Origin of the sequence: Enterococcus sp. H57, assembly GCF_003112495.1 — a bacterium.
GTDB lineage: Bacteria > Bacillota > Bacilli > Lactobacillales > Enterococcaceae > Enterococcus_B > Enterococcus_B faecium.
The window spans coordinates 1-14365 of record NZ_BEHC01000102.1 but is presented as its reverse complement, the minus strand read 5'-3'; the positions used below and the strand labels follow the sequence as shown (position 1 = coordinate 14365).

The 14365-nt window shown below is 38.4% G+C and carries 13 protein-coding genes and 1 tRNA gene; 10 read left to right on the top strand and 4 right to left on the bottom strand.

The window, feature by feature from the left end; all coding sequences use genetic code 11:
- Positions 1-437: 437 nt before the first annotated feature.
- Positions 438-510: transfer RNA gene (locus tag DIZ30_RS13380), tRNA-Lys, on the bottom strand.
- 380 nt (positions 511-890) lie between these two features.
- Here DIZ30_RS13380 and DIZ30_RS13375 point away from each other — a divergent pair.
- From DIZ30_RS13375 to DIZ30_RS13345, 7 genes are all read left to right on the top strand, one after another.
- Positions 891-1460, top strand: a complete 570-nt coding sequence (locus DIZ30_RS13375; RefSeq protein ID WP_002322652.1) for a DUF1836 domain-containing protein — start codon at positions 891-893, stop codon at positions 1458-1460.
- Entirely contained in the window at positions 1447-2307 is an 861-nt protein-coding gene (locus DIZ30_RS13370; RefSeq protein ID WP_002299785.1) for a DegV family protein, read from the top strand. The genes DIZ30_RS13375 and DIZ30_RS13370 overlap by 14 nt, the downstream gene beginning before the upstream one ends.
- Positions 2308-2497: 190 nt before the next feature.
- Positions 2498-3202 carry a response regulator YycF gene (yycF, locus tag DIZ30_RS13365; protein ID WP_002288850.1) on the top strand — a complete coding sequence of 235 codons (705 nt, stop codon included), beginning with the start codon at positions 2498-2500 and terminating at the stop codon, positions 3200-3202.
- 4 nt (positions 3203-3206) lie between these two features.
- Positions 3207-5042, top strand: a complete 1836-nt coding sequence (walK, locus tag DIZ30_RS13360) for a cell wall metabolism sensor histidine kinase WalK (protein WP_002294131.1) — start codon at positions 3207-3209, stop codon at positions 5040-5042.
- Positions 5039-6355, top strand: coding sequence for a YycH family regulatory protein (locus DIZ30_RS13355; protein ID WP_109023294.1), 1317 nt, complete (start codon positions 5039-5041; stop codon positions 6353-6355). The genes walK and DIZ30_RS13355 overlap by 4 nt, the downstream gene beginning before the upstream one ends.
- Complete coding sequence (locus tag DIZ30_RS13350) at positions 6356-7225, top strand: two-component system regulatory protein YycI (protein WP_002288853.1); 870 nt, start codon at positions 6356-6358, stop codon at positions 7223-7225.
- A gap of 54 nt (positions 7226-7279) precedes the next feature.
- Entirely contained in the window at positions 7280-8089 is an 810-nt protein-coding gene (locus DIZ30_RS13345; protein WP_002288854.1) for an MBL fold metallo-hydrolase, read from the top strand.
- A gap of 102 nt (positions 8090-8191) precedes the next feature.
- Here the strand turns inward: DIZ30_RS13345 and DIZ30_RS13340 are convergent, their stop codons facing one another.
- On the bottom strand, positions 8192-8821 hold the full coding sequence (locus DIZ30_RS13340) for an NAD(P)-dependent oxidoreductase (RefSeq protein WP_002288856.1): 630 nt from the start codon (positions 8819-8821) through the stop codon (positions 8192-8194).
- A 169-nt stretch (positions 8822-8990) separates the two neighbouring features.
- Here DIZ30_RS13340 and DIZ30_RS13335 point away from each other — a divergent pair, with 169 nt between their 5' ends.
- A complete protein-coding gene (locus DIZ30_RS13335) occupies positions 8991-10283 on the top strand; it encodes a PTS sugar transporter subunit IIC (RefSeq protein ID WP_002324211.1) in 1293 nt (430 codons plus the stop codon).
- A gap of 75 nt (positions 10284-10358) precedes the next feature.
- On the opposite strand, the gene DIZ30_RS13330 is transcribed toward DIZ30_RS13335, so the two are convergent.
- Positions 10359-11021, bottom strand: a complete 663-nt coding sequence (locus DIZ30_RS13330) for a CPBP family intramembrane glutamic endopeptidase (RefSeq protein ID WP_002299792.1) — start codon at positions 11019-11021, stop codon at positions 10359-10361.
- A gap of 224 nt (positions 11022-11245) precedes the next feature.
- Here DIZ30_RS13330 and groES point away from each other — a divergent pair, with 224 nt between their 5' ends.
- Together groES and groL are read left to right on the top strand one after the other, a co-directional pair.
- Entirely contained in the window at positions 11246-11530 is a 285-nt protein-coding gene (gene groES / locus DIZ30_RS13325) for a co-chaperone GroES (RefSeq protein WP_002288862.1), read from the top strand.
- A gap of 50 nt (positions 11531-11580) precedes the next feature.
- The gene (gene groL / locus DIZ30_RS13320) at positions 11581-13206 is read left to right on the top strand and encodes a chaperonin GroEL (RefSeq protein ID WP_002290607.1); all 1626 of its coding nucleotides are present in this window, start codon (positions 11581-11583) and stop codon (positions 13204-13206) included.
- A gap of 360 nt (positions 13207-13566) precedes the next feature.
- Here the strand turns inward: groL and DIZ30_RS13315 are convergent.
- Positions 13567-14365, bottom strand: a 799-nt coding sequence (locus DIZ30_RS13315; protein WP_109023295.1) for an IS256-like element ISEfm2 family transposase, incomplete at its 5' end; no start/stop codon positions are given.

Sequence of the window (14365 nt, the reverse complement as noted above, 5' to 3'; positions counted from 1 at the left end):
CAACAGGTAACCGATACATTAGTTTCAATGTTTACTGAGTAACTAATTATTTTGCAGGAGGACAATTTATTTACACAAAATTATTGACGCTCCCGATTGTTGTATTAATGGAAAAGGGGAAAGCAGCAAGTAAATTTAGTTTTTCTATTAAATATTCTCCACTTTTTAACCTTTTATAGTACTTAGATTTAATCCTATATGTTTAGAGAGTTCATTGGCAGCATGATTTTGCAAAGCTTCTCGAATTATTGTTATATTAGAAACTTTACTGTTCATAATTATGCTTCTTTTTTAACTCAAAGTCCAAAGGGCTACAGTGGACTTTGAGTTAAAAATAAAAAGCCCTAGTTATTTTGAAAAATAAAAAAAGAACAGCGTAAATGTTTTCGAAATGCTTTCGCACCAACATTTACCTGTTCCGTGGGTTTGGCACCCAATGGGCCGTGAGGGGCTCGAACCCGCGACCCGCTGATTAAGAGTCAGCTGCTCTACCAACTGAGCTAACGGCCCGTACAAAAAGTACTTAATAATAGTAGCACTAAGAATTTTAAAATGCAAGACTACATTTAAAGAAAATCAGAAAAATCTTTACTTCCTTATAGGAAATCATTCATAGATTATTCACATTTGCTCGCTATTATATAAGCATACCAACAAACAAAGTTCTTGCAAGAGAACAAACCCTAACACTTTTTTCATTTTTTACTCCTTTCCCGCCGTCTCCCCGGCGGGTCTCCTGTTCTTAACGATAAAAGACAAGAAGGCTTAGCCTTCTTGTTTTTTGTTTTCATGGAATCCCGCTAATCAAATCACCTAGTTAAAGCAACTAGATTGAATGTTTATCATAAGTCTGATATCATGTTTATGAAATGAAAAAAGGAGCGGTTATGATGGAAAAAATGCGTCAGCAATTAATGGAGTGGGGGAAGGAACTAGAAACATTCCGTCTGCCTCACTGGGAAGAACTCCCTGACTTAGAACTTTATATGGACCAAGTCAGAACGTTAGTTGATCGTTATCTTTCACCTGTGATACAAGGAGAAAAGCATCCATTGCTTACCTCTTCTATGGTAAACAATTACGTTAAACTAGGTTTGATACCAGCACCAGTTAAAAAAAGATATAACAAAGAACACGTAGCATTTTTACTTGCAATCACTACGTTGAAACAAGTATTGACTATTCCTGAAATCAAAGAAGGGATATTGTTCCAAGGAAAAACAGTAGGAATTCGTGAAGCCTATAATCTATTTTGCGATGAACAAGAAGCAGCTGTGTGGATGGTCAGCCAATTAGCACAAGGTAAATCTCATCCGCAAAAATTCGACCAGGCAACCCCTGTAGAATATATTGCTGTAAGAGCGGCAACTTTATCGTTTGCAATGAAACTTCTTGCGGAAAAAACGATTGTTCTAGAAACCGAATATTTAAAAGAGGAGAAAACAAATGAAAAACAATAAAATCGCAATTTTAGTAGATTCAGGTACGGATGTGCCAGAAGAATTGATAAAAAAATACGAGATGTATATGATCCCATTGAAAATTATTTATAAAGATCAGGTATATACAGATAAAATTGACATTACCCCTGAAGAGATCTATCAACGTTTGCCAGAGGAAATCCCTGGTACATCTTTGCCGGATGGTGAGTCAATCACAGAAATCTTTGAGCAAATCAAAAAAGACGGTTATGAAAAGGTACTTGCGGTAACAATTTCCAGTGGATTGAGCGGGACATATAATGTGGTTCGTTTAATTGCACAACAGCAAGAAGAATTGGAAGCATATGTACTAGATACGAAAAATATTGGTATTGGTGCAGGTTTTTCTGCGATCCAAGCAGCAAAATGGCTGGAAGAAGGAGTAGAATGGGATCAACTGATCAGTAATCTGAATGAGTTAGTCGAAAGAACAAAAGTTTTCTTTAATGTTGCGACATTGGAATATCTTCAAAAAGGTGGACGGATCGGTTTAGTTGCTTCTATTGTAGGAACCGCTTTAAAACTTAACCCAATCATCTCATGTAATGAAGAAGGGATTTATTACACAGTAGGAAAAGCTAGGGGACGTAAAAAAAGTTTGGATAAAACGGTTGCTTACGTCAAAGAAAAAATCGGTAATGCAAAGGTCTTCAACTTAGCTGTTGCCCATGGGGATGCGAAAGAAGAAGCAATTGAAATGGAAGCGAGACTTAAAAGAGAGTTCCCACAAGCAAACCAAATCTACTTTGGCCAGATTTCTCCGGCATTAGTAGTCCACACTGGTCCGGGATTATTGGGTGTCGGTATACAAGTTTTAGAAGGATAAATCAAAAAAAAGGAAACACTGAGGTGAAAATCAGTGTTTTCCTTTTTTATTGAAGTTAGAACAAAAAATAATAAAGTATTTTGCACTTTCATTTTAATTTTCTCTTTTGTTTTATAGGCAAAGATGAAACAAAAGCAGAAATACGGTATAATGAGAAGGTATGACAATAATATATAAGAGGTGGCTCTTTATGAAAAAAGTTTTAGTTGTCGATGATGAGAAGCCGATTTCGGATATCGTCAAATTCAATTTAGCCAAAGAAGGCTATGATGTTTATACTGCATATGATGGGGAAGAAGCCTTGGAAAAAGTTGCTGAGGTAGAACCTGATTTGATTTTACTTGATTTGATGCTACCTAAAATGGACGGCTTAGAAGTTGCTCGTGAGGTACGCAAAACTTATGATATGCCGATCATTATGGTAACAGCCAAAGATTCTGAAATTGATAAAGTCCTAGGCTTAGAGTTAGGCGCCGATGATTACGTGACCAAGCCATTTTCCAACCGAGAATTAGTTGCACGTGTCAAAGCAAATCTTCGTCGCGGTGCCACGGCTGCGAAGGAACCAGAAGAGGCAGCACCTGCGGAATTGACGATTGGTGATTTGACGATCCATCCAGAAGCTTACATGGTGACGAAACGAGGAGAAACAATCGAGTTAACACATCGTGAATTCGAACTACTCTTTTACTTGGCGAAGCACCTTGGACAAGTGATGACAAGAGAACATTTATTACAAACGGTTTGGGGTTATGATTATTTTGGAGATGTACGAACAGTGGATGTAACTGTACGTCGTTTGCGTGAAAAGATCGAAGATAATCCAAGCCATCCAAATTATTTAGTGACACGTCGTGGTGTCGGTTACTATTTGCGTAACCCAGAACAGGAGTAATTGGATGAAAAGAAAAGTCCGCTTTTTTCGATCAGTCAATTTTAAGATCGCTATTACCTTTATTCTGATTTTATTGATCTCGATCGAAATTATTGGTGCCTACTTTATACGTGGTTTAGAACGTTCCACGATCAATACATTTATTAAAGATATGAATCAAACGGTGGAATCATTAGCAACAACAATCAGCCCGGAATTGAATCGAAAAGATAATGCAGATGATGAAGAGGTAAATGCGAATATCAAAAGATTTATTGAAAACAGTGCGACTAGCGATATCATCGAAATACGGGTCGTTGACGAAAAAGGGATCATCCGAGGAACAACCGATGTCAATGAACAAAGCGCTGTGGGAAAGAAAAATGATTATGTTGATATCAATGATTTCACGACTAAACGTTATGTTGCTTTAGATAACGACGATAAACGGGTGAATATCAATGTTCAACCGATCCTGTCCCCGACCGGCGATGCCGTTATCGGGGCTCTTTACGTCAAAAGTAATATCGAACAAAAATATTCGGAAATCAATAACACAGCAGTCATTTTCTTTACTGCCTCACTAATTGCGGCATTTATTTCAATGATCGTATCTGTTTTAGTTGCTCGTTCGATTACACAGCCGATCGGTGAAATGAGAGAACAAGCCATTCGAATCGCTAGAGGAGACTACAGTCGGAAAGTCAAAGTGCATGGACAAGATGAACTTGGACAGCTGGCTGATACCTTCAATCAGTTAGCTGAACGTATTGAAGAAGCTCAAGATACAATGGAAGCTGAACGCAATCGTTTGGATAGCGTGCTATCCCATATGACAGACGGCGTCATTGCGACAGATCGCAGGGGTAAAGTCATTACGATCAATGATATGGCTGTTTCCTTGCTAGATATCAAAAACGAGGAAGCAATCGGACAATCGATTTTGACACTTTTAGATATCGAAGAAGAATATACGTTGCGGAAATTATTAGAAGATCCAAACGAAATGGTACTTGACCGTTCAACCAGTACATTGGAAAGTGATCAGATGATCTTGCGAGTAGACTTTTCTATGATCCGTCGCGAATCAGGTTTTATCAGCGGATTAGTAGCTGTCTTGCATGATGTGACAGAACAAGAAAAAACAGAACGGGAACGTCGTGAATTCGTCTCTAATGTTTCCCATGAACTTCGTACACCGTTGACAAGTATGCGTAGTTATATCGAAGCATTGAGCGAAGGTGCGTGGAAAGACGAGGAAGTAGCACCAAATTTTTTGAAGGTAACGCTAGATGAAACAGACCGAATGATTCGAATGATCAATGACCTCTTAAATCTGTCTCGCATGGATACAGGTAATACCCAGCTTCAATTAGAATATGTCAATTTCAACGAGTTAGTGAATTTTGTTCTTGACCGGTTTGATATGATGGTAGGAAATCAGGAAAAAAATTATAAGATCCGTCGTGAATTCACGCAAAGAGATCTTTGGGTCGAAGTAGATACAGATAAAATCATCCAAGTAGTCGATAATATCATGAATAACGCGATCAAGTATTCACCAGATGGGGGAACGATTACTTGTCGCTTATTAGAAACGCATAATAACGTGATTTTAAGTATCACCGATCAAGGATTGGGGATTCCTAAAAAAGATCTGAACCGAGTGTTCGAGCGGTTCTATCGAGTAGATAAAGCACGTGCAAGAGCACAAGGTGGGACAGGACTTGGATTAGCTATTTCTAGAGAAGTGATTAAGGCGCATCGAGGCGCTATTTGGGCAGAGAGCAAGGAAGGAAAAGGGTCGACTTTTTATATCTCGCTGCCATATGAACCTTATGAGGAGGAATGGTGGGAATGAGAATCTCTGAAAAAGTCGTTCGTATAGGACTCATTTTGATGGTTGCGTTAAGCATATACTTCTCTTATGCAATCTGGCTGAGCCCAGCAGGAAAAAGTTCAATCAACGTAGATGAGACAAACACTCAAATGATCGAGTCTCAAAGCAATCGAAAAACTTCCGAAGTCTTTCTTCCGCTTCATGTTACATGGCACCATTCGGGAACGATCCAAGAAACCAACAGTGAAAATCTCGTGTACCGATTGCAATTGATCATCGATAAAGCAAGATTTGGAAAGCTTTCTGAAGTAGTTTCAGGAGACAAATCACAGTTTGAACAGGTGAAAAATCTGAATTCTGGTTTTGAGTTGGCCTATAATGCGCCTTTTTTGCTAAGAGAATACAAGGAAGCATTTGATTTAGATTTAGATGTGTCGAACTTGGCAAAAGAAAGCGAAAATATGTATTTTACTAGAATACAATTCGATCAAGGAAATAAAAAAATCCGATTTTTGAATTATTCGAACCATCTCGTATATGAAGCGAATATTTCGTTGAATTGGACAGATATCAATAAAGAATTAACAGCAAAAGACACAAAATGGACAGAAATGACAACAGAACCATCGACGATCGACACGCAATATGCTACGAAACATTCGATCAAACTGAAAAAGTATAGTTATATCCTGTCACAGCAACCCTATACACTTTTTAGAAATGCTTTTTTCCAGAAACCAGATAGCGTGAAGAATAATGATGAAAGCAATGAATTGATTTTTTACGGTGGGAATGAAACAATGTCTATCCATTCGGAAACGCAAGTAGTTGATTTTCGTGGAGAGCTGCCAGAGAAAAAAGAAAATACTAGTGTATTTTCTGAAAGTTTCCCCTATATTAGCAAATTAGGCAGTTCTTTAGGGAACCTCAGATATTTTGACCGCAGTGACAATACGATCGATTATCGGATATTCGTGGAAGGCTTCCCGGTTTTTGGGACAGACAGCAGAGGACAGATTGGTGTGGAAGTTGGCGGTGAAACGAATGGTTCTGTGCAAGTGAATATCCAAACCAGTTTGAATACGATTCAAGTGCCGATACCTTCAGACGAAGAAGTAGAACTTGCAAGTACGAATGAAATCATCCAGCAGTTAAAAGCTAAGGGAGCAGATAGTAACAAGATTGGTTCAGTGATCGTTGGATATACATGGCAAAATGTCAAAGAAACGAATCGTGTCGTTGATCTCTTACCTGAATGGTATGTGAAATATAAAGATAACTGGTATTCAGCTAACGACCTTCTGGAAAAATTACCTGGATTGGAGGCGAATTAATTGGATTTCAAAAAAATCGAATGGATATTTTTCGTCGCTTTTTTAGGGTTGAATGTGTTTTTATTCAGCAGTTATCATGACGCGGTATACCAAGAAAACAATGTCATTCGCTCTAATCAGACTGAATCAATCCAACAACGTCTGGCTAGCGACGATATCACTTACACGGGGAAGATTTCGTCTGAGAACAAGCAAGGCTATTATCTTAGCGCGGAGCAGACCAATCTTAGCACTTCATTAGCGAATTATCGCAAGGCTGGTAAAAGCGGCTTGCTGGCAAGTGGTGTGTTTTTAGACGGTGATGTTTTGACGAAATCTTTATCCAGTTCAGATGCTGAAAAGAACGTGATCGATCCAGATAAAATTAGTAGTTCCTTGGAAGATTTTTTATCTAACAAAGACAATATTTTATTCGGTAATGATTATGTGTACACGAAAAACTTTTCTCATTTAGAAGAAGAACCACTAGAAATCCAAGCAAGCCAAGAGTATGAAGGCATCCCATTCAATGATGATACAGCAAAAATCGTTCTTTCTTTAGAAAAAAACGATAATGATTATAGCATCACGAAATACATGCAGACGCATTTATCTGATATCGAGCAGCTGCGCGAAAAGACGGAACTGTATACGGAAGAGGAAGCAATCAATACATTGTACATCAATAACAAAATACCAAGAGGATCAAAAATTTTATGGCGTCAACTAGCTTATTCCTGTATTCTGAAAGTCCGGGAAAAAAATGTGTATGTTCCTGTTTGGCATGTAGCGATCGAAACAAGCGATAAAGTGGTCCAAATCGAGAGCGTCAACGCTTTCAGCAATACGATCGTGACAAACAATACTGTACCAAAAGTGGAAGATCAATAAAAAAGCGAGTATAATGAAAAAAGTTTACAAAGTAAGAAGGGAAGTAGGAGTCAAATGGCTGAAGAAAAACCAGCTTTTAAAATCAGTATCCTAGCAAGTGGAAGTTCGGGTAATTCACTTTATATCGAAAGTGAAAAAAAACGGCTTTTGGTCGATGCAGGACTTAGCGGTAAAAAAATCACTTCCTTGATGGCTCAAATTGATCGGACACCGGACCAATTAGATGGAATACTTGTGACGCATGAACATCGAGATCATATACATGGCGTGGGTGTCTTGGCTCGTAAGTATCATTTGGATGTTTTTGCCAATCAGCAGACTTGGGAAGCGATGGAACCACTGATTGGTAATGTACCAGTGGAACAAAAACATCTATTTGAGATGGGGAAAGTCAGAACATTCGGCGATATCGATATTGAGAGTTTCGGCGTCTCCCATGACGCAGCGGCTCCGCAATTTTATCGTTTCCATAAAGAAAATCGGTCATTCGTCATGTTGACGGACACCGGATATTGCAGTGATTATATGCGAGGTGTCATTGAAAATGCCGATGGTTATTTGATGGAAAGTAATCATGATCTTGAGATGTTACGCATGGGACCTTATCCGTGGAATTTAAAACAGCGTATTTTAGGAGATAGAGGGCATCTTTCCAACGAAGACGGTGCACTTGTCATGACTGATGTGATCGGTAATCGGACCAAACGAATCTATCTTGGCCATCTTAGCAAGGAAAACAATATGAAAGAACTTGCTCATTTAACAATGGAAAATGTTTTGAAAGAAAAAGATTTTGGCGTTGGACATGATTTTGAAATCTATGATACAGATCCAGATGAAGCAACTGAGCTATTTTCGATTTAAACAGTTCAATCAATAAAAATATAAAAAGCAGAAGATAAAATCAATCAGGGTTGGTTTTATCTTCTATTTTTATTTTTTTAGCATATTAAAAAAATAACCGTATTATCGACTGACTACACTGATGTGCTGCTTTTCATGTTTCTCATCCAGTATCTCATCTACTAATGCAATCGCGTAATCTGCCATGCTGATCGTACTGTCGCCAGCAGCGTTTCTTTGTAAATAATCATCACTTAACAAATAAGTACCTGTACGTTTGCCATGTGGATCAAATAAAGAAGCTGGACTGATATAAGTCCAATGTAGATTTTTAGATTGTTTCAATTTTAACAATCCTTCGTACATATTGAAAGCTGTTGGATAGAAGGGTGCATTTTTAGGTACTTGGTCAATCATACGAGTCGTCTTTTCTGTATCTAAGAATAACGAAGAGGCACCCCCAACGACAATTAAGCGTGTATCGGTTCCTTCAAGCATCTCAATCAAATGGGACAAAGAAGTTTGATGCATTTCTTCTTTTCCTTTGGGAGCGTTGAAAGCATCAACGACAACATCAAAAGATGCAAGATCAGTAGTTGTCAACTCAAATAAATCCTTTTGTATAAACGGAACATCTGATGGCAATTTTTCTGGATGACGCACGATTGCCGTCACGTCTAAATCTCTGGACAATGCTTCGTCTAAAATAAATGAACCTGCATGACCAGTAGCTCCAATGAGTGCAATTTTCATAAAAAACCTCCTTTTTTATTCCTGTCCATTGTAAGCAGTTGCTGAATATTCGTCAAAGAATCCGATTTTTGAAAAGCTCAGTGCGCATTCCTTTCATGGTTCGTGATCATTGGGTATAGTTAAATTAAGAAAACTGATTGATAAAAATAGAAGTTGAAGGAGATAAGAAATGAAAGAGTGGTTAGATCGTGCCTTTTTACCAATGATAACATCTGTTGTGAATCTTAGACCCTTAACTGCTTTGCGTAATGGAATGACTTACACGATCCCAATAATTATTGTTGGCTCGCTGTTTTTCTTATTTGCTCATTTTCCTGTGGATTACATCGCTCAGTGGATAGACAAAGCAGGATTTTCTATGTATTTTACACAAGTATACCAGGCTACATTTGATGTGATAGCCTTTTGGATCGTTTTTGCCATTGCATACGCTTATGCAAAAGAAGAAGATATCGATCGCTTACCAGTCGGCATAACAGCCTTATCTGCTTATCTACTGCTTATTCAGCCACTAAATACTGAGATAGATACTGTCTGGACAGGTGCTGAAGGGATACTAGGAGCAGTTACAACTGGGCTCATCATCGGATGGGGCTATGCACGTTTAGTAAGACTTGCGAAAGGGTGGAAGCAAAGAGAGAAGATACCTGAAAATGTTTGGCAGTCTTTTACTTCATTGATTCCAATCATTGTTATAGTCACTTTTACGCTTATCGGTTCAGCGGTTTTTCAACAGTTGTTCAGAATGACTGTTGTTCAAGGAGTATGGACATATGTCCAGCTTCCCATTCAATCGTTCATAGACACGTTGTTTGGTGTGCTTTTATTAGGTTTTTTTGTTCCGTTTTTATGGTTATTTGGTCTTCATGGATCTGCGATGGTCAATGGGTTGGTTAGTCCCATCTTGCAAGCGAATTCATTAGCAAATGCAGAAATCTTAGCCTCAGGACAAGAGTTGACGGTGGCAAATGGCGGACATATCGTTACTCAGCAATTTCTCGATCAGTTCATGACGGTTACGGGTGCTGGTTTGACGTTAGGGGCTGTATTTTTTATGACGGTTTTTGCGAAATCGAAGAAATACAGAGAATTAGGAAATATTGCTCTTTTACCAGCCTTTTTCAACATCAATGAATCGATTATTTTTTCCACACCGATCGTGATGAACCCGATGATGGCTGTTCCTTTTATTTTCGCACCGGTCGTTTCAGGATTGATTACCTATTCCGCTTTATATTTTGGATTCGTTCCTTTATTTACAGCAGTCCAAGTCCCTTGGACAACACCGCCGATCCTCTCGGGTTTCTTAGTAGGCGGAGTGCCTGCAGCGATTTTACAAGGTATCGTGTTGTCAATTAGTTTTTTCATTTATTTCCCATTTTTGAAAAAAATAGATTCTGCAAACTGCAAAAAGGAAAGACAGACAAAAAATGATGGAGCAGCAGAAAAGATGAACGACTAAAAAACAAAAATACTCCTGTCGCTTTAGATTGGGAAAATCACCAATCTAGGATGACAGGAGTATTTATAGTCATGTTTATACTAGCCCTTTTTGGACAGCTAATTGAACAAGAACAACTAATGTGTTCATTCCTACGTGTGTGATCATCGATGTCCAGATCCGACCAGTTGCTTTGTACTCTAGGCTGAAGAAGAAACCTAGGAAAAAGTAGATTAGCAGATGACCATCATTATGAGCAAACGCAAACAGCAAAGAGCTGATCACTGCTCCGACCCAAAAATTTGAATATCGACTGATGATCCCCAGTATACTGCGGCGGAATACGAACTCTTCCATGATGGGTCCAGCAACAGTTGTCGCCAAAATAAAAGCGGGTGCTTCCATGATCATCTGGATGATATTTTGTGTATTCTCGGAAGGGGTTGCTTCGCCAAACAATACAGATTCTAACATGACAGCGATGCTTTGCAGAATCAATGCGACAAAGATTCCAACTAATCCATAAATAACAATCTTTGGAGCAGAAGCTTTTTTTACCGCTGATTCGATCGCTAAGGGTTCACGTTGCTTAAAATAAAAAATAGCTAGGACAACGGCGCCTAGTATATACATGACTGCAGTTGCTGTGATCAATTCAGACGTAGATTTTACAAGTCCTATCGAAGCTAGGATCAAGGGTGAGATAAAAATTAAACCATAGCAAAAAATGCTGAGGAAGCTATATTTTTTTAAAGACATGTAATTCCTCCTTTTAAGGGATAACAAGCATGCAAGGCAAGCTTATATCGATTGATTTCAATTATATCATAATTTCAATAAGCAGCTGTCAGAATAAAATTTCTTTTCTTTGATTTAAAAGCTTGCAAAAAAGAGGGAGAATGAGTATTATTAAAAATGTAGGTTAGCACTCGAAGGTTAAGAGTGCTAACAGATTAAAAAAAGAGTTATCGGAGGGATTTATCGTGTTAAAACCATTAGGTGATCGCGTCATTATCGAAGTCGCAAAAGAAGAAGAAAAAACTGTCGGAGGAATCGTTTTAGCTTCTGCTGCTAAAGAGAAACCCCAAACTGGGACAGTTGTTGCAGTCGGTGAAGGCCGTTTGTTAGAAAACGGTGAAAAAGTTCCTGCCGCTGTAAAAGCAGGCGACCAAGTTATGTTCGAAAAATACGCCGGTACAGAAGTAAAATACGAAGGAAAAGAATATCTGATCGTCGCAGGAAAAGATATCATGGCGATTGTTGAGTAAATTTTGGAGATAAAAAAATAATCAAAAATAATCAATGAGGTGAATCAATCATGGCAAAAGAATTGAAATTTGCAGAAGACGCACGCGCAGCTATGTTACGCGGGGTAGATAAATTAGCAGATACAGTGAAAGTAACATTAGGACCTAAAGGCCGAAATGTCGTACTAGAAAAATCTTACGGCTCTCCATTGATCACAAATGATGGTGTGACGATCGCAAAAGAAATCGAATTAGAAGATCATTTTGAAAACATGGGTGCAAAACTTGTATCAGAAGTAGCATCAAAAACAAATGATATTGCAGGAGACGGTACAACGACAGCAACTGTTCTGACACAAGCAATCGTTCGCGAAGGTTTAAAAAACGTAACTGCAGGTGCTAATCCTCTAGGCATTCGTCGCGGGATCGAATTGGCAACAAAAGCAGCAGTCGAAGAATTGCATAATATCTCAACTGTTGTTGATTCAAAAGAAGCCATTGCACAAGTAGCAGCTGTTTCTTCGGGTTCTGATAAAGTTGGACATTTGATTGCTGATGCAATGGAAAAAGTTGGAAACGACGGCGTCATCACAATCGAAGAATCAAAAGGGATCGAAACAGAACTAGATGTTGTAGAAGGTATGCAGTTTGATCGTGGTTACTTATCACAATATATGGTAACAGATAACGACAAAATGGAAGCTGTTCTAGAAAACCCATATATCTTGATCACAGACAAAAAAATCTCTAACATCCAAGATATTCTGCCATTGTTAGAACAAATCTTGCAACAATCACGTCCATTGTTAATTATTGCTGACGATGTAGATGGTGAAGCATTGCCAACTCTTGTATTGAACAAAATCCGTGGAACATTCAACGTAGTAGCTGTAAAAGCTCCTGGTTTCGGCGATCGTCGTAAAGCAATGCTTGAAGATATCGCTATTTTGACAGGTGGTACAGTAATTACTGACGATCTAGGTTTAGAATTGAAAGATGCAACAATCGAAAACTTAGGAAATGCTTCTAAAGTTGTTGTAGATAAAGACAATACAACGATCGTAGAAGGTTCTGGAGAAAAAGAAGCAATCGAAGCTCGTGTGCAATTGATCAAAAACCAAATTGCTGAAACAACTTCTGATTTTGACCGCGAAAAATTACAAGAACGCTTAGCTAAATTAGCAGGTGGTGTAGCTGTTGTTAAAGTTGGTGCAGCTACTGAAACAGAATTGAAAGAATTAAAATTACGCATTGAAGATGCATTGAATGCTACACGTGCCGCAGTAGAAGAAGGAATGGTCTCAGGTGGTGGTACAGCTCTAGTGAACGTTATCAGCAAAGTTTCTGCTGTAGAAGCAGAAGGAGACGTGGCAACAGGTATCAAGATCGTTGTTCGTGCTTTAGAAGAACCAATTCGTCAAATCGCTGAAAACGCTGGTTATGAAGGATCAGTGATTGTTGATAAATTGAAGAACGTGGAACTAGGCACTGGTTTCAATGCTGCTACTGGAGAATGGGTAAACATGGTTGAAGCAGGTATCGTAGACCCAACTAAAGTAACACGTTCTGCCTTGCAAAATGCCGCTTCCGTTTCTGCCTTGTTATTAACGACAGAAGCAGTCGTTGCAGATAAACCAGAACCAGCAGCGCCAGCAGCTCCTGCAATGGATCCATCAATGATGGGCGGTATGATGTAAGAAAAAGCAACTTGCTTATCTACAACTGATCATTAGTGAAAGACAGATAAAAAGAGGCTGGAACAGAAGCGTTTAACTCCAAGAAATAAGAAAAAATTCACGAAAATTGCTTTTCAAATTTTTGTGAATTTCAGCTTATTTCCGAAGGAGTTGCTTCTGCTTCCGCCGTTTATACGTGTTTAGAGCGTGAGACAAAAGTGTTCTTTACTTTTGTCCCACGCTCTTTTTTGTGTGTAATTATAATGTAAATAGTTATTTTTAATAGTTATAATATTTTATAGTTATTTATTTTATCTATTAAAACTAAAGGGAGCGTCAATAATTTTGTGTAAATAACTCGTCCTTCTGCAAAATAATGGGTTACTCAGTAAACATTGAAGCTAATGTATCCGTCACTTGTTGGAAGCCTTTATGGCTTCTATTTAAGAATTTTTGATTGTATGTATCAAAGATGGATACTAGGAAACGCTCTAGTGATTCTTCATTTTGAAACTGCTCTTTTCTGCGGCTGTATTTCTTGATTTGTTTATTGAAAGATTCGATTAAATTAGTTGAGTAAATGCTTCGGCGGATACCAGGCGGAAACTCATAAAAAGTCAATAAATCTTGATTTTTTATCAGTGACTGCGTCACTTTAGGATAAGTTTTCTGCCACTTCTCAATCATACTCCCTAAAAAGGTATTTGCCTCTTCCTTTGAGCTAGCTTGATAAACAGCCTTAAAATCATCACAGATTTCTTTTCGATCTTTGACACGTACTTTATGAGCAATATTACGGGAAACGTGAACACAGCAATGTTGGTATTTAGCTTTAGGATAAATCTGGTGAATCGTATCTTTCATGCCTTTTAAGCCATCGGTGATAAACAGTAAGACATCATGAACCCCTCTGGAGTAAATGTCCTGTAACAACTCATTCCAAACGTAGGTCGATTCAGTCGGAGCAATCGCATAACTTAGTACTTCTTTAGTGCCGTCTTCTCGTATACCAATGGCAATATAGATTGCTTCTTTGGAGACGGTTTGCCGTTTTAAAGGAATATAAGTAGCATCCATGAAAATAGTGACATACTTATCATTTAGAGTTCTAACTTTAAATGCATTTACTTCTTCAGTCAGCACTTTAGTCATTTTGGACATGGTTTGGGGCGTGTAGTGA